Source organism: Janthinobacterium sp. P210006, from assembly GCF_036231885.1.
Lineage (GTDB): Bacteria > Pseudomonadota > Gammaproteobacteria > Burkholderiales > Burkholderiaceae_D > Janthinobacterium > Janthinobacterium violaceinigrum.
Genome location: NZ_JAZARD010000003.1, coordinates 1,175,975 through 1,196,558, shown reverse-complemented (window position 1 = coordinate 1,196,558; position 20,584 = coordinate 1,175,975). Strand labels below are relative to the sequence as shown.

Here is a 20,584-nt window from a genome sequence, read left to right as displayed (position 1 = left end):
GCGGGAAGGCTCTCTTTCTGCGTCGCGCCAATGCCATCTGCCCGTACCGCGTGCCAAGTAAGCCCCAATAAATTATGGTGATTTCTGACTTTCATAACCGGCGCTCTGCGGCGTTGCCCACTGCTAGCAGTGCTTGCACCGCGTCGCAGCGGGCGCCTTGCATGGCATCCGGCTTTGTTCGTCATGACTTCACAATAATTTCCTGAGGATTACTTGGTACTGCGTTGATCCCGCAGGTAAAGAAAGCAGCTAAATACAGCAGCTAAATACAGCAGCTAAATACAGCAGGCAAATACGGGATGAAAAATAGCGCAAGCAAATACGGCAGCAAATATGGCATGCAATACGGCACGCCAGGACGGCATGCGCGGTCCGCTGCCGGGGCGAAGCGGTCGGGGCTTTTAGCTGCTGCGCGGCGGTGGCGTGGTGGTGCCGGTCCCGGTCCCGGTCCCGGTGCCAGGCGTAGTGCCAGGCGGGGTGGCCGGCGGCATGGTCGTGCCGTCGGGATTGGTGCCCGGTGCAACGGATGGGGTGGCAGGCGCAGTGGCGTCCGGCGTGGTCGTGCCGCTGGTGCCCGAGGTGCCGCTGCCGTTCGTGCTTGGCGTGGCGGCGGGTGTCGCGGGCGTGGCTGGCGGGGCGGCGTTGGTGGATTCGTTGTGCTTGTTGCAGCCGGCCAGCAGCGCGCACACGATGGCGGTGCCGAGGACAAGCTTGCTGGTGCTAGGAAGTGGAGCCGTCATGATTGTTCCTTTCTCGTTGGAAAGCTGTCGTGGGTGATCGTACCTCGCCAGGTCGTTTGCCACCGTGCGGGCAGGCCGTCGTAGCAAGGCTGGCATCGCTTGCAAAAATTAGAGTAGGCAGGGGCGCGCAGGTTCACCGGATTTACAAATCAGCGGCCATCGGCGGGAGGAGCGGCGATCCGCTTTGACATGGCGCAAGCGCGCCACGTGAACGGGAGAGAATGGGCCAGGACAGGGCGTCCTGGCCGCAGGCGACGGTTTATTTGGCGGCAGGGGCCTTGCTCACTTCCACTTCCCAATCCACGCCCGAGGCGACATGGTGTTTGGCGGCAAAGTCACCCTGGCTGATGGCCACGGCGACATCGAGCAGGCTGTTCAGGTAGACCAGCGGCTTGCCCTTGGCGACGCCGCCAAACGTGTGCTCGAATGGCGCCGTGACCTTGGCCACTTGCTTACCCTTGTGCAAAATGCGCACTTGCAGCGGATCGTGCAGTTTCACCTGCAATTCGTCGAGCAGGGATTTCGGGATATTCGTCCACACATTGCCATACTTGACGTCGAGCACGGGCACGATGCCGCGGATGGTATTGCCATCGCGCACAGGTTTTTGATACGCAATCTTGACGACGGATTCGCTCGGCAATTGTGGGCCCACCTGTTCATAGCTGATGGCGCCCGAGGCCAGGCGCGCGCCCACGTACGCGTACACGTCGCGGCCATGGAAGGTGTAGGACTCGGCGGAGCCGGCCAGGCGGTTGACCTTTTCATCGATTTCGCGCAGTTCGGCCACGCCGTCGCGTTCGGCGATCAGGGTGAACAGGCCATTGTCCGGCCCCACGAAGTAGCGTCCGCCCTTGGTTTTCAGCACCACGGACTTGCGGTTGGTGCCCACGCCCGGGTCGATGACGGAAACGAACACCGTGCCTTGCGGCCAGTAATTGGCCGTCTGGTACAAACGGTAGGCGCCCAGCCAGATGTCGTAGTCGGGAATCTGGTGCGTGAGGTCCGAGATGGTCAGCTGCGGGTCGACGCCATAAGCCACGCCATGCATGGCGGATACGGCGCCGTCGGCCGTGCCGAAGTCCGTCATCAGCACCAGCGGCGCGGCAGCCTGGGCGCTGGACAGCAGGAGGGCGCTCAGGCTGGCGCCGGCGACGAGGTGGGAGACGAGGTGAGAAATTCGGTTGATGATCATATGCTCTTTCCGTGTTCTAGAAGGTGTAGCTCAGCTTGGCGTAAAAGTACGCGCCATTGACGCCGATGGGGTTGATGAAATTGTAGGGCAGGGCGCCGCCATAGGTGGCGTTGTTCGTTTCCCGCATGCGCTGCGGATAGCGGTCGAGGATATTGTTGCCGCCAACGCTCAAGGTCAGTTGCTTGCTCAGTTTCAATTGACCTTCCAGGTCCAGCGACCAGACGGCGCCGAAGCGCTGAGCAGGGATGCCGTCGATCAGGGGCGCATCGCTGTCGTACGAAAAATCTTTCAGCTCGCCAAAGCGCGTGGCGCGCGCTTGCACGCCCCAGCCTGCCGCCTGCCAGTCGGCGCCCAGGATCAATTTGCTGGTGGGTGACGCATGTTTGATGCGGAACAAACCCGTCTCCGTCAGCAGGCTCAAACTGGGATCGATGTTGGCCAGCGCGGCAGAACTCTGGCGCACCTTGTCGAGCGTTGTCTTGTTCAGGTTGAGCGCCGCGTTCAGGTTCAGCTTGCCTGTAGCGAATGCCAGATCGTGATTGAGCACCACGTCCAGGCCTTTTGTGCGCGTGTCGAGCAGGTTGGCCAGGTAGGCCACGGACTGGATGTCGCTACGGCCATTGGCGGCCAGGTAGGCGGTGACGGCGTCGCTTTGCAAGTCGCTGGAGCGCGTGATGCGGTCGCGGATGCGGATCACGTAGGCGTCCACCGTCACGCTGGTGGCGGCGGCCGGTTTCCAGGCCAGGCCCAGCGATACGTTGGTCGACTTTTCCGGTTTCAGCTGCTGCGCGCCAAAGCTGCGCGCCAGCGGGTCGCTGGCCGGCAGCAGGGCCGACGTTTGCAGGGCCGTGCCATCGGCGTTGAAATTCAGGGTGGCGAAGCGGAAGCCCGTCTGCACGAGGGCCGGTGCGCGGAAGCTGTTCGACAGCGAACCCCGCACGAGGACATTTTCCGTCACCTTGTAGCGCGTGGACAGCTTGCCCGTGCTGGCGCTGCCGAAGTCGCTGTAGTGGGAATAGCGGGCGGCGGCGCCCACCAGCAGGCGCGGCGTGAGATCGCTTTCCACGTCCGCATACACGGAGCGGATCTGCCGGCTGCCGTCGTAGGCGTCCGATGGGCGCAAGCCCGGTCCCGCCTGCGCGCCCGGTGGCGCATCCGTAAAGCTGCCGGCCGCATATGAAGCGGGGTCGCCGGCCGAGCTGGTGTAGGTTTCGCGCATCCATTCGGCGCCCACGGCCACGCTCAAGGGGGCGGGCAAGCCCAGGTCGAGGCTGCGCGTGGCATCGGCGTTCAGGGCGTTCTGGCGGAAATCGAAGCCAGCCAGGCTGAAGCGCGTGGGGCTGGCCGCGCCCAGCGAGGCGTTGACGGAGTGGCTGACGCCGTAGTCAAAACGATCGCTGCCGTGGCGCGCGCTGGCGTCCCAGTTCCACTCGCCCGCGCTGCCGCGCACGCCGGCCACGATGCTGAGGTCGCGCTTGTCGCCATTGGTGACGGGGCGGTAGCCGTTCGGATACAGGGCCGCTACGTTTGACGGGTCGCCCGGATAGCGGAAGTAGGCGCTGCCGTCCGATGCGCGTTCGTTCAGGGTGGCAAACGAGTACAGGTCCAGGCCGTTATCAAGCGTGAGCTGGGTGTTGTAGAACAAATAGTTGTTGCGCTGGCGCGAGTCGCCTGACTTGAACACCACCTTGCCATCGAGCGCCTGGTCGGCTGGCGTGAAGTTGTAGGACGTCCAGCCCGCGTCGCTGGGGCCGGCCCGTTCCGTGGGCGAACGGCGCCGCGTTTCCGCGCCGAAGCGGAAGTAGCCCGCCTCGCCCAGCGGCACGCCATAGTCGGCGTTGACGATGACGGTCTGGCCATCCGTCAGGGTGCGATCGGTGGGCTCGAAATGCGTGTGGTTGGCGCCATAGCTGACGGCAGCCGAGCCGCCCGTGCGCGCTTTTTTCAGCACGATGTTGATGACGCCCGCCACGGCGTCGCTGCCGTACTGGGCGCCGGCGCCGTCGCGCAGGATTTCGATGTGATCGATGGCGTTGGGCGGTATCGCATTGATGTCCACCGGCACCGTGCCGGCAAAGCTGCTTTCCGTGTCGAGCACGGCGCTCGTGTGGCGGCGCTTGCCGTTGATCAGCACCAGCACCTGGTCCGGCGCCAGTCCCCGCAGCTGGATGCCGCGCACGGAGTCCGACGCGCCGCTCGATTCGATGCGGGGGAAGTTGATCGAGGGCGACAGGTTTTGCAGGGCCGCGCCCACGTCACCAGTCGACAGCGCATTGCTCACTTCGCGCGCGCCGAAACGGTCGATGGGCACGCTGCTGTCGAAGACGGTGCGGTTGCGCGCGCGCGAGCCGACGACGGTGACCTGGTCGATGCTGGCGGTGGCCGTGTCAGTGCTGGCGGCCGTCTGTGCCTCCTGGGCCCAGGCGGCGGGTGCGCCCAGCATGGCACAGGCAAGCACGATGGCGCGCAGCGGCGTGGCGGGAATGGCGGGTGGTGCTGGAAAATGGCGCGGGTGCAAGGCGGTGTCCTTTGGGCTCGATTAGTGTCGGTGTGGAAACAGTTGCAATGAGCTTAAGGGAGGTGGCGGTGCGCGCTAACGATTCTTTCTGGATATGCTTATGCTGTTGTTTTTACGCCGCCAGGTGACGCAGCAGGGCTGGAATCTCGGCCGGGATTTCGCGCGCCAGGTAGCCGAGCACGCCGAAGCGCAGTGCCAGCTGGTCGCCCGCCAGCGCATGCACGGCGATGCCCCAGGCGCACGCTTGCTCCAGCGGGGCGCCGCGCGCGGCCAGGCCCGCGATGATGCCGGCCAGGGTGTCGCCCGAACCGGAAATGGCCAGTCCCACGTTCCCGCCCGCATGCGTCCAGGTGCTGCCGTCGGGCATGGCGAGCACGCTCAGCGCGCCCTTCAGGGCGACGATGGCATGCCAGCGCTGCGCCGCTGCCACGGCGCAGCCATGCGGGTCGGCCAGCACGGCGTCTTTCGACAAGCCCATCAGCTGCGCCAGTTCGCCCGCATGCGGCGTCAGCAGCACGGGTTGATTGAAGGTGAAAGGCGAGCGCAGCTGTGCCGGCTTGCGCACGACCTGCATGGCGCCGGCGTCGAGGATCATGCGGCTGCCGGCAAACAGGGGCAGCAGGTGGCGCATCAGCTCGCAGCTGGCTGCCGTGTCGCACATGCCTGGCCCCACGAGTACGGCGTCCACCTTGCCCGCCAGCGGCGCCAGCTGGTACTGCGCTTCGTGCCGGAAGCCGCCCAGCGCCGTTTCATCGAGGCCGATGACCCGCGCCTCGGGCATGGCGATCGCTACCTGCGTTGCCACCGACGCGCCCGTCGCCAGGGTCAGCTTGCCCGTGCCCGCCCGCAGGGCGGCCGTGGCGGCCAGTATGATGGCGCCCGGCATTTCCGCCGAGCCGGCGACGATCAGCAGATGGCCGCGCACGTCCTTGTCGCCGTCGGGCCGGGGCATGGGCAGGGGCCAGGAACGCAGCAGGGAAGGCGTGATTTGCGTGGCGGGCATGGGGCACCTCTTGATGATGGGTTCGGCCCGGGGTCAGGACTTGGGTGCGGCCGGCATGTCGGGCTGGGCCGTGACGGGGGTGCCGGCCGCTTCCAGCGGGGCGACGAAGTTGCACAGGTCCAGCTGCAGCTTGCCGTGCCTGCCCAGGGCGGGATTGAAGGCATACGAGGTGATGCCGCAGTTGGGCACGTCGGCCGCCTTGTCGATGGCCAGGATGGCTTGCTCGTCGCAGCGTTCCAGCAGGTAGCGCAAGCAGTTGACGATGACCTGGTGGCCGACGATCAGTACCCGTTCGCCCCGGTATTCGCGGGTGATGGTGTCGAGCACGCTGCGCAGGCGCAGGATGACGTCGCACCAGCTTTCGCCGCCGGGAGGACGGAAGTAAAACTTGCCCACGTGCTGGCGCTGCTCGTGCAGTTCCGGGTACTTGCTGGCGATGCCGCGTGCGGTCAGGCGGTCGAGGATGCCGAATTCCTTTTCGCGCAGGCGCTCGTCCGCCACCACGGAGTTCAAGCTGTCCGCATCGATGCGTGCCAGCACGGCTTGCGCCGTCTGCTGCGCCCGCACGTAGGGCGAGTACAGCACGACGGTTGGTTGTTGTTCAGGGGGGAGGGTGGCGAACCAGTCGCCCAGCGCCTGCGCCTGGCGCGCGCCCAGGCTGGAGAGGGGGACATCGACATCGCGCTCGGCGATGGCGATCGACAGCTGTTGTTCCGCTTCGGCAGCATCGCGCGCCACGTTGCCGGCGCTTTGGCCGTGACGCACGATCCAGATTTGCTGCGGCCATTTCTGTTCCATCGCCTCGCGCCTTCCTCCGTATTGATTGCGGATCAATATAGACGAAAGCGGCAAGGCGCGGCGCGCCGCTGTTCTTGCCGCTAGCCTCAGGCGGCGTGCTCGGCCTCGTCCAGGTCGGGCGCGTCGTCGCTGTTGTAGACGGCCAGGTCGGTCTGCCCCATGACCCGGCTGGTGACGGTACCGGCCGTAATCGAGCCGCTCACGTTCAGGGCCGTGCGGCCCATGTCGATCAGCGGTTCGACGGAAATCAGCAAGCCGGCCAGGGCGACAGGCAAGTCCATTGCCGACAGCACGATCAGGGCGGCAAACGTGGCGCCGCCGCCCACGCCGGCCACGCCGACGGAACCGATGGTGATGATGGCCAGCAATGGCAGCAGGAAGCTGATCGTAAATGGATCGACGCCGACGGTGGGAGCGATCATGACGGCCAGCATGGCGGGATAAATGCCGGCGCAGCCGTTCTGGCCGATGGTCGAACCGAACGAGGCGGCGAAATTGGCAATGCCTTCCGGCGTACCCAGGCGCTGGGTTTGCGTCTGCACGCTCATCGGGATCGAACCGGCGCTGGTGCGCGAGGTGAACGCGAAGGCCAGCACGGGGAAGACTTTTTTCACGAAGCGCAGCGGGTTCAGGCCCACGCCGGCGATGATGGCCAGGTGCACGAGGAACATCAATATCAGCGCGCTGTACGAGGCGACGACGAAGTTGATCAGTTTCAAGATGTCCGTGTAGCTGGACGAGGCCACCACTTCAAACATCAGCGCGAACACGCCGTACGGCGTCAGGCGCAGCACCAGGGTGACCATGCGCATGACGATGGCGTGCGCCACTTTCATGAAGTTTTCGAAGGAAGCGAAGATTTCCGGCTTTTTCACCGCGATGCCCGTGGCGGAGATGCCGATGAAGATGGAGAACACCACCACGGCGATGGTCGACGTCTTGCGCGCGCCCGTCATGTCGAGGAAGGGGTTGGTCGGCACGAAGCTGACCAGCAGTTTCGGCAAGGACAGGGCCTTCGCCGTTTCCAGCGAGCCTTGCAGCTGCACGCCGCGCGCCACTTCGGCGGCGCTCGACGTCAGGCCGACAGCCGTCAGGCCGAACAGCTTGGCCATCAGGATGCCCAGCGCGGCAGCGATGGTGGTGGTGATGAGCAGGGTGCCGATGGTCAGCGCGCTGATCTTGCCCAGGGAACTCGCATCCTTGAGTTTCAGGATGGCGGAAATGATGGAGACCATGATCAGCGGCATGATGATCATTTGCAGCAATTTCACATAGCCGCTGCCGACGATGTCGATGTATTCATTGGTGCCGGCGATGACGGGCGAACCGGCGCCATACAGCGCTTGCGCGGCCGCGCCCAGCAGCACGCCCAGGCCCAGGCCCGTGAAGACGCGCACGGTGAACGTGGCGTGCTTGCGCTGCTGGTGGAACATGAAGGCGAAGACGATCAGCGCAACGAGCAGGTTCAGAATGATGTTAATTGCCATGTGGGGGCCTTATCTTGGTTTTATTCGAGACTGCAGAGAGCATGAGAACTTTACTACAAGTAACAGCTGCCCCAGCCTGGGGCGAAAGGGCAAGCACTGTACAGTACTATGGGGGCGTTCTGCGCAATGCTGCTGCGAATATTACGCTATATGAATATGCTCCACAGGCATAAGCCTTCTGGATGATTGTGAATTTGGCTATTTCGTGCCAGCATGGTTTTCCGTTTGCTAAGATGCGCGCGTTATTTTAATAAGGAAAAAGATGAATGCTTTAACGGAAGTACAAGTGCTCGATGCGGAAGAGCGCTTGCGCCTGGCCATGATGGCGTCCGACGTGGCCGCACTGAATGTCTTGCTGGCTGACGATTTGCTGTTTACCAACCATCTGGGCCACTTGCTGAGCAAGCATGCGGACCTGGCCGCGCACGAGCAGCGCTTGCTGACGATCACCGAGCTGCGCGCCTCCGAGCGCCATGTGCGCATCACGGGCCACGTGGCCGTGGTCTCCGTGCGCATGCAGCTGACGGGCAGCTATCACGACGTGGAAACGCATGGCGACTTCCGTTTTACGCGCGTATGGGCGCAGGATGGCGCCGGCGCGCTGCAAGTGATCGCCGCCCATTCGGGCGTCGTGGCATAGGGGTAATTGAGTGGATCATCGTTCCAAAGGGCAGCTGCTGGAAGCTGTCATCGCCGCCGGCCCCGCCACCCTGGCCATCACGGCCGGCTATCCCGTACTGTTGTACAACCTGGTGCGCACCTGGGCCGACGCCCCCGGCGCCAATGCCCTGGCCGCGCTGCTGCTGACGGGCGGCCTGTGGGCCTTGCTGGAATTCTGGCGCATCGCGCTGGCGACGGTGGCGCGCAAGGCGTATGCGTTCAACTGGCGCTTCTGGCTGGCCATCGCCGGCTTTCTCGCCTGCTTCGTGCGTTTCGTACCGGACATGCCGGCCGGACTGATGCTGCTGTTGCTGGTACTGCCGGCGCTGGCCTGGACGCACTTCATCTTGTTGCAGATCAAGCGCCCGCGCAAGGCTTGATTGCTGAAAGGGGCGTAGCGGGAGCGTGGCATGAGTGAAATCCAAAAACTGGGCGAGCAATTCCACGCGATAGCGTCGAAACCCGACTTTTTCATGGCGACGTATTTGGATGCCGTCAAACTGCGCGTGGCGCGAACGCTGATCAGCAAAGGGCCGTTATGTAACGTCCGGCCTTTCGAAGTCCAAAGGGCGGGCTTCAAGCCGGGAAAAGAGCTGAAGTCGCTGCCCGCGGCGCTGAAAGATACCCATGTCTACTATTTCGATGGGGAAGGCCGGGTCATCTTGGTGGAAAGCTATGGCGGGTCTGCTGCCGTCATCAACAGGAGCTTCTATTTTCATGAGCGCGGCGAACTGAAAAGTGTGCACTTCAATGCGGGAGGGAGCTTGAGGAATGTCATGCTCAGTTTTCTTGACGGGGCACGCATCGCACAGGACATCAATTTCGGAAAATTTGGTGTAGGGAGCTACGATTACCGGTATGACGATGATCGCCTCCATTCCATCATGGTCAGGCAGAAAGAGCATGGACAGGAAAACCCGACCGGATATCAGATTCTGTTCGGCTATGTGGACGGACAGATGGCCAATATTCTCCACGTGTTTGCGAATGGATATCAGGAGCAGCGCTATCCATGACGATGGCGGTTTTCAAGGCAAGGCCATGAAAAAATACAGGTGGCATCTGTATTCTTGTGGAATGGATGCGGTGGACGCCAATGCAGCGTGGACGGGCGGGCATGCCGCTGCGGGCATCTGATCTGTCCGGACTGCGGAAATTATATGCCCGGCAATGCAGGCGATTTCGCCGTGGTGGTGGATCAGCGTATTCCTGCACAAGCAGATAGGTCTTCTATGGGGCGCTTATCGCCATCCATCATGCCCGCCGGACTGCACCGGTTGACTATGGCTGGTCATCGCCTTCCTGCGCGTCCAGCCACTGTATCCGTCCATTGCCCGCCTCATGCAGGTGGGCCAGCAGGGCGGTGGCCGCCGTTTCCGGCAGGCTGAAGTCGAACAGCACGGCGTCGGCGTGCGCCACGTTCAGCAAGGTGGCGCCGGCGCCCTCGAGTTCGCGGCGCAGCATGCCTTCCATCGCATACGGCACCGTGCAGCGCAGGGTACACTGGCGCACGATGGCCGTCTTTTCCGCCTGCAAGAGCGCCTGCGCCACGCTGTCCGTGTAGGCGCGCACGAGGCCGCCCGCGCCCAGCTTGATGCCGCCAAAGTAGCGCACCACGGTGGCCAGCACGCCTTCGAGGTCCTGGTGGCGCAGCACGTCGAGCATGGGGCGCCCGGCCGTGCCGCTCGGTTCGCCATCATCGACGGCCGCCGACTGTCCGCCCGCCAGCAGCGCCCAGCACACATGGCAGGCGCCCGGATGCTGCGCCTTCAAGTCGTTGACCACCTGCTGCGCGCTGGCGCGGTCCGTCATCGGCTGCACGCAGCCGATGAAACGGCTTTTCTTGATGATCAGTTCGCTGTGGACGGGGGCGGCAATGGTAAACGGCATGGCGGGTGCGAAGGCGGGCAAAGCAGCATGATAGAGGAAATGCGCGCCCGCGACGAGCCAGTGCCGCCTACGCGGCCGATGGCGATACCAGCTCGCGCAGCGCGGCATCGCGCACTTGCACGATGTCGAACAGCCCCAGCGCGTGCAGGGCGGGCAGGGCGTCGAGGATGTCGCGCTCGGCGATGGCCTTTTCGGCGCTGCTGCTCGTGTCGTCCAGCCACAGCCGGGCATTCGCCAGGAACGCCCCTACTGTGCCCTTGCGCACGGTGACGCCATTGAACTGGCCCTGGTTTTGTTGATCCGGTAACACGTCTTCTGCACGCATGCTGTACTCCTGAATAATGGAAAGACTCCACTGTATGATGGCGGGATTGTCTTGCCTGCGTTGTTTATGACTATCGATACGTCAAATCCGCCAATCTTGCCGCCGATGCTGCTGGCGCCGCTGCGCGCCATGCGCATGTCCCAGCCGCGGGAGCGGGTGACGCCGCCGCACCGCCATGCCAGCGGCCAGCTGTTCGGCGCCGAGCGGGGCCTGCTTTCCGTGGCTGCCGACCGCGGGCAGTGGGTGGTGCCCGCCAGCCACTGCGTGTGGATGCCGCCCCATCACGTCCATGCGCTGCGTTCGCATGGCCCGTTTGCGGGCTGGAGCGTGTATGTGGACGAGGCCAGTTGCGCCAGCTTGCCTGCCGCGCCGTGCGTGATGCGCGTCTCGGGCTTGCTGCGCGAGGCGGTGGCCCGCGCCAGCGAATGGGACGACGGTGCGCTGGACGCGCGCCAGGCCCGGGTGGCAGGCGTGATCCTCGACGAGATCGCCGCCGCGCCGCACGAGCCGTTCGGATTGTCGCTCCCCACGGACCCGCGCCTGCTGCGCGTGGCGCGCGCCGTGCTCGACGACCTGGCCGACGAGCGGGGCGTGGACGCGCTGGCCGCCTGGGCCGGCGTGTCGCCGCGCACCCTGGCGCGCCGCTTCACGGTGGAGACGGGTTTTACGCCAACAGCCTGGCGCCAGCGCGCCCGCATCCTGCGCGCCCTGGAACTGCTGGCCGCCGGCCAGCCCGTCACGACGATCGCGCTGGACCTGGGCTACGGCAACGTCAGCGCCTTCATCGCCATGTTCCGGCGCGTGATGGGCGTGACGCCGGGCAGGTATGGCGCCATGGCCGGGTGAAGGGCGGCACGCCACGCCTGCCGCGCCCGCCAGCGTGTTGAAGACTGCAGCCATGTAATCGGCGTAAAATCGTCTAATTCATTCTCAGAATTCCATAATATATGCACAATGACGACCGTTTCGATGGCATCAACGATTTCGTCATGACCGTCAAGCTGGGCAGTTTTGCCGCCGCCGCCGCCGCGCAAGGCGTGACGGCGTCGGGCGTGGGCAAGAGCGTGTCGCGGCTGGAAGCGCGCCTGGGCACCAAGCTGCTGCACCGTACCACGCGCCGCCTGACCCTGACGCCGGAAGGGCGCACGTATTACGACATATGCGTGCAGATGCTGGACGACCTGGAGGCGACGGAGCATGGCCTGATCATCGGCCAGCAAGTGCCCACGGGACGCCTGCGCGTCGACGTGCCCGCCGCGTTCGGCCGCCGCCACATCCTGCCCACTCTGCTGGCACTGGCCGGACAGCACACGGGCATCGAACTGGCCGTGACGTTTACGGACCGCACCGTCAACCTGGTCGAGGAGGGCATCGACCTGGCCGTGCGCATCGGAACATTGAACAACGACGCAGACCTGGTGGCGCGCCAGCTGGGCACGCAGCGGCTGCTGATCTGCGCCGCCCCGTCCTACCTGGCGCGCTACGGCACGCCGCAGGTGCGCGACGACCTGGCCCGCCACGATTGCATCGTGGGCTGGCGTCGGCAAGGGCCAGCAGTCTGGCTGCTGCGCGAGGCCGACGGCAGCTCCACCGAGCAGGCCATCCGCGTGCGCCATGCCTTGCGCGACGGCGAAGCGATGCTGGCGGCGACCCTGGCGGGCGCCGGCCTGTGCCAGCTGCCCACCTGGCTGATCGATGCGGACCTGGCGTCGGGCCGGCTGGTGCCCGTGCTGGAGCAGCATGCGGGCGGCGAAATGCCGATTCACGCCGTGTGGCCGGCCACGCGCTATGTGAAGCCCCGCCTGCGTGCAGCCATCGATGCGCTGGTGGCGCTGGCGGCCGCACCGAATACCGTGTTTCATCCCGCCGCCTGAGCGGCCTCAGTCCGCGTTAAACAGGGGCAGCACATGCTCGGCCATCTCCGCGATGACTTCCTCGGCCGGGCGCTGCGACGGCTTCATGTTCAGCGCCACGTGGCGCACGCCCAGTTCGCGCTGCGCCTGCCAGCGTTCGATCAGGGCATGGCGGCCGATGCGCACCACATTGTAGAAGCGCCGCGGCGGCGCGTCCGGGTCCTTGTCCAGGTCGAAAAAGGTGGCGTAGCCATACGCGGGCGGCGGCTGCTCGCCCGCATGGTGGCGCAGGCTGGCCAGGATGTCCTGGATCGCTTGAGCATCGTCGACGGACCAGATCCACGCATCGACATTGCGCGCCAGCCAGTCGATGGGCTGGCGCGAGCGTCCGATCGCCAGCATGGGCAGGCGCCGGCGCACGGGTTTGGGCAGCAGGTCCAGGGTGCCGTCCAGGCGGCCGTAATGCTGCGTAGTGGCGGCGGGGAAGTCTTGTTCGCCCAGCTGGCGCAGCAGCGCGAAGGCTTCGCGGTAGCGTTCGTCGCGATTGTCGAAGTCGGCGCCGAAGGCCGGGTATTCGGCCGGGCGGTCGCCCGTCGACAGGCCAAGCAGGAAGCGTCCGCCGCTCAATTGATCCACCGAGGCCGCCTGCTTGGCGACGATGACGGGATCGCGCAAGGGCAGCACGATGCCGGCCGTGCCGATGCCGATGCGTTTGGTGACCGAGGCCAGGAAGCCCGCATACACGAAGGGATCGAATACCTGCCCCGCGTCGCCGAAGGCCGGGTCGAGGAAGGGCACGTCGCGCAGCCAGATGCTGGCAAAGCCCGCATCGTCGACCAGCCTGGCCATGCGTTCGTGGTCCTGCAGCGTGGGCACGGGCTTGCCGGGATACGCTTCCAGCGGCGCGATCAGGCCGAAGGTCAGCTTGCCCGGGCTGAACACGCGCCGGAACGGGGCGTGCTGCGCCAGGTCCATGCGCGCTCCGGCCGCCGTCATGCAGCCTCCCGTGCGGGCAGTTCCAGATCGTCGCCGGGCTGGCCGCCGCCGCCATTGCGCGCGGGCCAGACGATGTCGAGCTGCGAGCGGCTGATCTGCCAGCGGCCGTCGATGCGGCGGTATTCGTCCGCATATGCACCGAGCAGTATCCACGGGTCGCGTTGTTCCGGCTGGCGCGTGTGCAGGTCGATCAGGTAGCAGCGCCCCTGCGCCGTGTCGGCGTCGAGCAATTCCACCCAGTGGTTCGTCACGGCGTGCAGGAAAGGGTAGCTGCCGTGGCGCTCCGTGTCGTAGTCGTCGAAGGCCCGCTGCAGGCCGGCGCGGATGGCGTTGCGGCCCCGCCATTCGCCCAGTCCCGCGTTGCAGACGGCATCCGGCGCGAACAGTTCGGCCAGTTCCGCGATGCGGTTGCTGTCCAATAAATGGCTGTAGCGGATGCGCAGGTTTTTGATGGCTTCCAGGTCCAGCAGTGTTTGCACGTTCATCGTGTGTCCTTTCAGTTATTGCGCCGCAAAGGCGGGGTAGTCCGTATAGCCGTTCGCGCCGTGCGGGCCGTAGAAGGTGGCGCGCTCGGCCTGCGCCAGCGGCCAGCCGTGGCGCAGGCGCTCGACCAGGTCGGGGTTGGCGATGAACGGGCGGCCGAAGGCGGCCAGGTCGATGCGGCCATCGTGCAGCGCCGCTTCCGCGCTGTCCTCGTCGAAGCCGCCCGCCGAGATCAGGGTGCCGCGGTAGGCGCGGCGGAAGTCGGCCGCGAAGCCGGCGGGTATCGGCGTCTGCCCCAGGGTCAGCTGGTCGCTCGTGTGCACGTAGGCGAGGCTGCGTGCGTTGAGCGCTTCGGCCAGGGCCAGCCAGATGGCCGCCTCGTCGTCGAACGGCTGCATGTCGTACAGGCGGCCGAACGGCGAGATGCGCACGCCGACGCGCCGTGCGCCCACTTCCGCAATCAGGGCGTCGATGGTGTCGAGGATCAAGCGCAGACGGTTGGCGATCGTGCCGCCATACGCGTCGTCGCGCGTGTTGAGGGCGCCGTTGATGAATTGCTCGAACAGGTAGCCGTTCGCGCCATGCAGTTCGATGCCATCGAAACCGGCGGCCATGGCGCGCCGCGCGGCCAGCACGAAGTCCTCGATGACGCGGGGGATGTCGGCGGCGTCCAAGGCGCGCGGCGCGCTGGCGGGTACCTGTCCGGCCACACCTGGCGACACCCAGGCAAACGCGGGCGAGTTGTCCGCGCGGCGCGCCACGGACGACACGGGCGCCGCGCCACCGGCCTGCAGCGACGTATGCGACAGGCGGCCCACATGCCACAGCTGGGCAAAGATGCGCCCGCCCTGTGCATGCACGGCGTCGCACACCTGGCGCCAGCCTGCCTGCTGCGCATCCGTGTACAGGCCGGGCACGAACAGAAAGCCCGTGCCTTCGCGGCTGACGGGGATGCCTTCGCTGATGATCAGTCCGGCAGATGCGCGTTGGGCGTAGTACAGGGCCGTCTGCGCGTCCGGTACGCCATCCGTGGCGCGCGAACGCGTCATGGGCGCCATGACGATGCGGTTGGGCAGGGTCAGTCCTGCCAGGTCATACGGGGTGTAGAGTTTTTTCATGGCCAGTCCTTTCGGTCAAATACGATGCGTGATGCGTGATGCGTGATGCGTGATGCGGGCGCAGGCCTTGCCTGTGCCGCCATGCCATCCATTGTATTTATGAACTTTGAAAAGATAATCTGGGTTTGATTCCATGGACTCGATCCTATGAGGATTGAATCAGGAAGCGATGGGAAGGGGAAGGCTGGAAAACAAAAAAGCCAACCGCGAACGGTTGGCTTTTCTGAAGTATTTGGTAGGCCGTGCGGGATTCGAACCTGCGACCAACGGATTAAAAGTCCGCTGCTCTACCAGCTGAGCTAACGACCCAAAAACTTTACAACAACTGCGGTAACGCTGTGCCGTATCAACATGCTTGCCATGCTGACGACTGAATCTTGGTAGGCCGTGCGGGATTCGAACCTGCGACCAACGGATTAAAAGTCCGCTGCTCTACCAGCTGAGCTAACGACCCAAGGGCGGCTATTATGACGGCCAACGGCGGTTTTGGGAAGGGCTGGACGGGACATGGGTGGAAAAAAGCCTTGCATGGCAGGCATACGCGGACTAATATAGATAGATAGCCTACCTATATTAATGATCCCATGACCCCTGACGAAGACTTTCCCATCCCCGAGCGCGCGCTGGCGCTGTCCGATGAATTGCGCACGGCGTTCAAGCGCCTGCTGCGCTCCATGCAGCGCGAAGGGGGCGAGCTGGAAGGCGGCGTATCGATGATGCAGTACATGCTGCTGGCCCTGATCCACGAGCAGCCCGGCATCGGCGTGGCCGCGCTGGCGCGCCTGCAGAACGTGCGCGGGCCTACCGTCAGTGCCCAGGTCAAGGCGCTGGAGGTGGCGGGGCTCGTCGAGCGCAGCGCGCCCGATCCGCAGGACCGGCGCCGCTCGGGCCTGCACCTGTCAGCCCAGGGCCTGGCCATCCTCGACACCTTGCGCGCGCGCCGCCGCGATGCGCTGGCGCGGCGCATCGCCCGCCTGTCGCCGCAGCAGATGGACGCGCTGGCCGCCGCCATGCAACCGTTGCTCGAGATTGGCCAGGCATGAGCGGCCACGATCACGCCGCGGGCGCGGCCAAGCCCGTTACCGAGCGCGAAGTGCGCGCCATCTACCTGGGCCTGATGGCCGTGCTGGGGCTCGGTGCGCTGGACCAGAGCATCGTCGCCACGGCCCTGCCGCGCATCGTCGATGACCTGGGCGGCATGGCGCACCTGTCGTGGGTGGTCACGGCCTATGTGCTGGCCTCGACGGCCACCATGCCCCTGTACGGCAAGCTGGCCGACCAGTATGGCCGCCGCCCCATGATTTTTACTGCCCTGCTGACCTTTTTGCTCGGTTCCGTGCTGTGCGGGCTGGCGCAGAACATGACGGAACTGATCATCTTCCGCGCCATCCAGGGCCTGGGCGCGGGCGGCTTCATGCCGCTGGCGCAGATCATCATCGGCGACATCGTGCCGCCCGCCGAGCGGGGCAAGCGGCAGGGCATGGTGCCCATCGTGTTTGCCGTCACCAGCGTGCTGGGGCCCGTGCTGGGCGGCGTCATCACGGATGCCCTGTCGTGGCACTGGATTTTCTATGTGAACCTGCCCATCGGCGCCGCCGCCTTTGTCATCATCGCGCGCGCCATGCGCAAACCCGTGCGCACGCATGTGCACAAGATCGATTACCTGGGGTCCGTCCTGCTGACGGGCGCCATCACGGCGGCCCTGCTGGTGCTGGCGCTGGGCGGCACGGAATGGCCGTGGGATGCGCTGGCCGTCAAGGTGAGCGGCGGCGTTGCCGTGCTGCTGGGTATCTGGCTGGCCTTCCACGTGGGGCGGGTGGATGAACCCGTGCTGCCGCCCGACCTGTTCGAGAACCGCACCTTCAATATCGCCAGCCTGGTGATGGCCATGACCTTCATGGGCCTGATGGGCGCCAGCGTCTTCTTTCCCCTGTTCTTCCAGCTGGTGATGGGGACGAGTCCGGCGGAGTCCGGCGTGATGACGGTGGCCATGATGGTGGGGCTGGTGGCATCGTCGATGTTCAACGGCCGGGTGCTGTCGCGCTCGGGCAAGTACAAGATGGTGCAGGTGGCGGGGCTGGCCGTGGCGCTGCTGGCGTTTGCCGTGCTGGCCTGGGCCATGGAAACGTCGCGCGGCTACTGGATCATCGAGCCGGCCATCTTCTTCCTCGGCACGGGGCTGGGCCTGGTGATGCCGAACATGACGATTGCCGTGCAAAATGCCTTGCCCCTGGCGCGGCGCGGCGTGGGTACGGCCATGCTGGCCTTCTTCCGCTCGCTGGGCGGTTTGCTGGGCGTGACGGCATCGGGCGCCATCCTTGCGCGCCAGCTGCACCAGCATGGCGTGGAAGCCGTTTCGGCGCTGGGCGCGCACGCGGCCGTGCAGACGGTGGAAGTCTACCGCCATGCGATTGCCAGCGTGTTTGGCGCCGGCGCCGTGCTGCTGTTACTGGGGCTGCTCGCCTTGCTGTTCCTGCCGGAATTGCCCCTGGAGGGCCATCCGGCAGCGGCGAAGGCGAAAGGCGATCAGTAGCGTTCCAGCCAGTGCGCGTATGGCGCCGGCATGACCCACGAGGCGCGCTCCACGCCGAGTTCCTTGGCGGCAAAATAGGCCCAGTGGGGATTGGCCAGGTGCGCCTTGCCCACCATCACCACATCCAGCTGCTCTTCCTTGACGACGCGCTCGGCGATGGCCGGCGTGCCGAAGCCCCAGGCGGACGAGACGGGCACACCCGCTTCGCGGCGGACGCGCTCGGCAATCGGGCCCATGAAGGCGGGGCCCCACGGAATCGATACGTCGGGAATCGTGAAGCCCATGCTGACGCTGAGCATATCCATGCCGGCATCCTTGAACTGGCGCACGAGGGCTATCGATTCGAGCAGGGTTTGCTCGTCGCGGCCGTCGAATTCCAGCACGCCGAAGCGGATGGTCAGCGGCAGGTGCTCGGGCCACACGGCGCGCACGGCTTTCAATGTTTCCAGCAGGAACCGGCTGCGGTTTTCCACGCTGCCGCCATAGATGTCGTCGCGCTGGTTCGAGTGGGCGGAAAAGAAGCTTTGCGCCAGGTAGCCGTGGGCGAAGTGCAGTTCCAGCCATTCGAAGCCCACTTCGCGGGCGCGGATTGCCGCGTCGACGAAGTTCTGGCGCACGCGGGCGATATCGTCGAGGTCCATGGCGCGCGGCACCTTCGGCAAGCCGCCGCCAAAGGCGATGGCGGACGGCGCGATGGTTTGCCAGCCGCGCGCATCGCCTTGCGCGATATGGTCGTCGCCTTCCCATGGGCGGTTGGCGCTGGCCTTGCGGCCTGCGTGGGCGATCTGGATGCCGGGCACGGAACCGGCCGCCTTGATGGCCTTTACCACCGGCACGAACGCTTGCGCCAGGTCATCGTTCCAGATACCCGTGCAGCCGGGCGTGATGCGGCCTTCGGGCGCCACGGCCGTCGCTTCGACGATCACCAGGCCCGCGCCGCCCCGGGCCATGCCCGCGTAATGCGACAGATGCCAGTCGTTGGCCTGGCCATCGACGGCCATGTACTGGCACATGGGCGGCACGGCGATGCGGTTGCGCAAGGTGATGTCTTTGAGGGTGTAGGGCTGGAAGAGGGCGGACATGGTGGCCTTTGTGTTTGTTGGCGGAAATGTTTGGAAATGCTGATTCGGTAGTTCGTAAATATTCGAAGAATGGAATTAGTATAGCCGATGCGGTATGATTCTGCTCATGCGTCCACACAAACATCCCTCCGCCAGCGAATTCGTCCTCGAGCGCGTGCTGTACGCCTTGAGCGACAGCATCCGCCTCGACATCGTGCGCCACCTGGCCCGCGTGGAGGCGGCCGCCTGCGGCGATCTCGATGGCGGGCGGCCGAAATCGACCGTCTCCCACCATTTCAAGGTCTTGCGCGAAGCGGGCCTCGTCTACACGGAAAACGCGGGCACCACGCACATGAACACCCTGCGCCGCGCCGACATCGAGAGCCGCTTCCCCGGCTTGCTGGAGGCGATCCTGCGCCAGCCGCAAGCGAATCAGCCCTGAATCTGCCGTAGAATGCCTGCAAGATTGCCGAATTTGCAGCATGTGCTGCAGTTCCAGGCTGAAGGATTGAGCACGCATGAAGATTTCTGCACGGCATCGCTGGTGGTGCGCCACCGCTTTCGTACTGCTGACTGGCTGCTGGCCTTACACGGAGCCGGCCACGGGCGAATATGCCGCCGTGCTGAAGCGTGGCGAAAAGGTGACCAGGGCCGATGCATATGGGCGGTTTGCCGCCTTGTCTGTCGAGTACCGCCAGGGTGGCGGCTCCCTGATGTCCACCCACAACAACTCCATGCGGTTGATCTACGGCGATAAAGTCGTCGTCCAGGCCGCCGATGGCATCGAGCGCTGGACGGAATTCACCCAGCCCGTGTATTTCGTCAAACTGCGGGAGGACGACGGCGTGCTGGCGCTGGTCCACGAGCGGGCGGGCAAGGCCGTGGTCGAGAAGATCGCGGCGTCGAAAGACGGCTACCAGGGCAACGAGACGTATACGCATGGCTTTCCCCTGTCGCCCGGCGTGCGCTATTTTCCCGGCAGTCAGCGTCCCGGTTTCCTGTTGAGCGCCTTGCCGGTGAAAACCACCGTTCTGCCCAGTCCGCCTGAAGGCGACGACAGCCTGTACGCCCATGTCCTGGCAGCCATCTCGCCCGATGGACAGACATATGCGTATGTCGACAGCGAGTATGCGCCGTCCGTGGTGCTGGTGGTCGATGCGGACGGCAAGCGGCGCGAGCCCATCCCCCTGCCGAAAATATATCTGGCTGACGCGCCCATCTACCAATTCAACCCGTACGAGCGGCTGTGGGCCTGGTCGCGCACGGCGCTCGCCTGGCACAAGGACGGCGCGGGCAGCTGGGAGGTCAGGCCGGACGGTGTCGCGCCGGGCGCGGCCGGCACGCGCAATGCTGTCGAGCAATTGTTTATCAGCGATCAGAGCGGTTACCGCAGCTGCTTTGCGGCGGCCAACGCCGCCTGCCTGCCAGGCTGGCGCCGGCCGAACGCTGCCGAGCTGCGCAAGACTTATGCTGGCGATGGCGACGCGCCGCCATTTGCCTATGTGCCTTCGGCCCCCGCCAGTGCGTTCGGATCGAGGATAGGCTTGCTGCTGTTTTCCAGGGTGTGCTGCAGCGGCGCGTCTTACCACCTGTATCTGGATGGCGCGCCGGAAGCGGTGGCGGCGCAATTGTCCGCGCGCCTGCATGAGAGCAAGACGCCGTTCGTGCGCGTCGATGAATGTCCGCGCCGCAGCGGCAACGAGGGCCGCTGCGCGGCGCAGCTGGCGCAGCAGCTGAAGCGGCCCGAGTCGCTGGGGCGCGACCTGGAGCAGCTGATCGGCAGCATGGAGGAGCAGCCCGGCGTGATGTTCGTCATGCCGTCCATGGCGGTCGTGGTGCGCGCGAGCGGGCAGGGCGGCAGCATCATCCAGACCCTGCTGCGCGCCGATTTTTCGCGCAGGGACTGATATCGCCGAGCTGCCGC

The 20,584-nt window shown here is 65.3% G+C and carries 21 protein-coding genes and 2 tRNA genes; 9 read left to right on the top strand and 14 right to left on the bottom strand.

The features are described 5' to 3' along the window. Positions 1–401: 401 nt before the first annotated feature. The 6 genes from VPH41_RS19460 to VPH41_RS19435 form a co-directional block, all read right to left on the bottom strand. Positions 402–740: a hypothetical protein gene (locus VPH41_RS19460; protein WP_328571188.1), complete on the bottom strand. Its 339-nt coding sequence runs from the start codon at positions 738–740 to the stop codon at positions 402–404. Between the two features lie 259 nt (positions 741–999). Further along, positions 1,000–1,935 (bottom strand): SAM hydrolase/SAM-dependent halogenase family protein, encoded by a 936-nt coding sequence (locus VPH41_RS19455; RefSeq protein ID WP_328571187.1) that lies wholly within the window; start codon positions 1,933–1,935, stop codon positions 1,000–1,002. 16 nt (positions 1,936–1,951) lie between these two features. Further along, positions 1,952–4,453 carry a TonB-dependent receptor plug domain-containing protein gene (locus VPH41_RS19450; protein ID WP_328571186.1) on the bottom strand — a complete coding sequence of 834 codons (2,502 nt, stop codon included), beginning with the start codon at positions 4,451–4,453 and terminating at the stop codon, positions 1,952–1,954. Positions 4,454–4,565: 112 nt separating this feature from the next. Then, on the bottom strand, positions 4,566–5,456 hold the full coding sequence (locus tag VPH41_RS19445) for an NAD(P)H-hydrate dehydratase (RefSeq protein ID WP_328571185.1): 891 nt from the start codon (positions 5,454–5,456) through the stop codon (positions 4,566–4,568). Between the two features lie 33 nt (positions 5,457–5,489). Next, positions 5,490–6,254: a histidine phosphatase family protein gene (locus tag VPH41_RS19440; RefSeq protein ID WP_328571184.1), complete on the bottom strand. Its 765-nt coding sequence runs from the start codon at positions 6,252–6,254 to the stop codon at positions 5,490–5,492. A gap of 86 nt (positions 6,255–6,340) precedes the next feature. Further along, positions 6,341–7,741 carry an L-cystine transporter gene (locus VPH41_RS19435; protein ID WP_328571183.1) on the bottom strand — a complete coding sequence of 467 codons (1,401 nt, stop codon included), beginning with the start codon at positions 7,739–7,741 and terminating at the stop codon, positions 6,341–6,343. Between the two features lie 262 nt (positions 7,742–8,003). Here VPH41_RS19435 and VPH41_RS19430 point away from each other — a divergent pair, with 262 nt between their 5' ends. The 3 genes from VPH41_RS19430 to VPH41_RS19420 are packed head-to-tail and all read left to right on the top strand — an operon-like array spanning position 8,004 to position 9,417. Next, a complete protein-coding gene (locus tag VPH41_RS19430) occupies positions 8,004–8,381 on the top strand; it encodes a nuclear transport factor 2 family protein (RefSeq protein ID WP_328571182.1) in 378 nt (125 codons plus the stop codon). 10 nt (positions 8,382–8,391) lie between these two features. Further along, on the top strand, positions 8,392–8,781 hold the full coding sequence (locus VPH41_RS19425) for a hypothetical protein (RefSeq protein ID WP_287777967.1): 390 nt from the start codon (positions 8,392–8,394) through the stop codon (positions 8,779–8,781). A 30-nt stretch (positions 8,782–8,811) separates the two neighbouring features. Then, positions 8,812–9,417, top strand: a complete 606-nt coding sequence (locus tag VPH41_RS19420; RefSeq protein WP_328571181.1) for a hypothetical protein — start codon at positions 8,812–8,814, stop codon at positions 9,415–9,417. A 265-nt stretch (positions 9,418–9,682) separates the two neighbouring features. Here the strand turns inward: VPH41_RS19420 and VPH41_RS19415 are convergent, their stop codons facing one another. Together VPH41_RS19415 and VPH41_RS19410 are read right to left on the bottom strand one after the other, a co-directional pair. After that, positions 9,683–10,291, bottom strand: coding sequence for an IMPACT family protein (locus tag VPH41_RS19415; RefSeq protein ID WP_328571180.1), 609 nt, complete (start codon positions 10,289–10,291; stop codon positions 9,683–9,685). 67 nt (positions 10,292–10,358) lie between these two features. Continuing rightward, on the bottom strand, positions 10,359–10,616 hold the full coding sequence (locus tag VPH41_RS19410) for a hypothetical protein (RefSeq protein WP_099664983.1): 258 nt from the start codon (positions 10,614–10,616) through the stop codon (positions 10,359–10,361). A 66-nt stretch (positions 10,617–10,682) separates the two neighbouring features. Between VPH41_RS19410 and VPH41_RS19405 the strand changes: the two genes are divergently transcribed. Beyond that, positions 10,683–11,462 (top strand): AraC family transcriptional regulator, encoded by a 780-nt coding sequence (locus VPH41_RS19405; RefSeq protein ID WP_442906292.1) that lies wholly within the window; start codon positions 10,683–10,685, stop codon positions 11,460–11,462. 101 nt (positions 11,463–11,563) lie between these two features. Beyond that, on the top strand, positions 11,564–12,490 hold the full coding sequence (locus tag VPH41_RS19400) for a LysR family transcriptional regulator (RefSeq protein WP_328571179.1): 927 nt from the start codon (positions 11,564–11,566) through the stop codon (positions 12,488–12,490). 6 nt (positions 12,491–12,496) lie between these two features. Here VPH41_RS19400 and VPH41_RS19395 read toward each other — a convergent pair whose 3' ends face one another. The 5 genes from VPH41_RS19395 to VPH41_RS19375 all read right to left on the bottom strand — a co-directional run bounded on the left by VPH41_RS19395 (position 12,497) and on the right by VPH41_RS19375 (position 15,520). Then, positions 12,497–13,465 carry an LLM class oxidoreductase gene (locus VPH41_RS19395; RefSeq protein WP_328571178.1) on the bottom strand — a complete coding sequence of 323 codons (969 nt, stop codon included), beginning with the start codon at positions 13,463–13,465 and terminating at the stop codon, positions 12,497–12,499. Further along, complete coding sequence (locus tag VPH41_RS19390; RefSeq protein ID WP_328571177.1) at positions 13,462–13,950, bottom strand: nuclear transport factor 2 family protein; 489 nt, start codon at positions 13,948–13,950, stop codon at positions 13,462–13,464. The genes VPH41_RS19395 and VPH41_RS19390 overlap by 4 nt, the downstream gene beginning before the upstream one ends. A 15-nt stretch (positions 13,951–13,965) precedes the next feature. Next, positions 13,966–15,066 (bottom strand): alkene reductase, encoded by a 1,101-nt coding sequence (locus tag VPH41_RS19385; protein WP_328571176.1) that lies wholly within the window; start codon positions 15,064–15,066, stop codon positions 13,966–13,968. 233 nt (positions 15,067–15,299) lie between these two features. Continuing rightward, positions 15,300–15,375: transfer RNA gene (locus VPH41_RS19380), tRNA-Lys, on the bottom strand. Between the two features lie 69 nt (positions 15,376–15,444). Continuing rightward, a tRNA-Lys gene (locus tag VPH41_RS19375) sits at positions 15,445–15,520 on the bottom strand. A 130-nt stretch (positions 15,521–15,650) separates the two neighbouring features. Between VPH41_RS19375 and VPH41_RS19370 the strand changes: the two genes are divergently transcribed. Both VPH41_RS19370 and VPH41_RS19365 read left to right on the top strand, forming a co-directional pair. Further along, positions 15,651–16,109 (top strand): MarR family winged helix-turn-helix transcriptional regulator, encoded by a 459-nt coding sequence (locus VPH41_RS19370; protein ID WP_328571175.1) that lies wholly within the window; start codon positions 15,651–15,653, stop codon positions 16,107–16,109. Beyond that, positions 16,106–17,599: an MDR family MFS transporter gene (locus tag VPH41_RS19365; RefSeq protein ID WP_328571174.1), complete on the top strand. Its 1,494-nt coding sequence runs from the start codon at positions 16,106–16,108 to the stop codon at positions 17,597–17,599. Before VPH41_RS19370 ends, VPH41_RS19365 begins: the two co-directional genes overlap by 4 nt. Here the strand turns inward: VPH41_RS19365 and VPH41_RS19360 are convergent. Then, on the bottom strand, positions 17,593–18,681 hold the full coding sequence (locus VPH41_RS19360; protein ID WP_152283703.1) for an NADH:flavin oxidoreductase/NADH oxidase: 1,089 nt from the start codon (positions 18,679–18,681) through the stop codon (positions 17,593–17,595). The genes VPH41_RS19365 and VPH41_RS19360 overlap by 7 nt on opposite strands. Before the next feature lie 106 nt (positions 18,682–18,787). Here VPH41_RS19360 and VPH41_RS19355 point away from each other — a divergent pair, with 106 nt between their 5' ends. Together VPH41_RS19355 and VPH41_RS19350 are read left to right on the top strand one after the other, a co-directional pair. Continuing rightward, complete coding sequence (locus tag VPH41_RS19355) at positions 18,788–19,102, top strand: ArsR/SmtB family transcription factor (protein ID WP_152283702.1); 315 nt, start codon at positions 18,788–18,790, stop codon at positions 19,100–19,102. Between the two features lie 76 nt (positions 19,103–19,178). Continuing rightward, a complete protein-coding gene (locus VPH41_RS19350) occupies positions 19,179–20,567 on the top strand; it encodes a hypothetical protein (RefSeq protein ID WP_328571173.1) in 1,389 nt (462 codons plus the stop codon). Positions 20,568–20,584 lie beyond the last annotated feature (17 nt).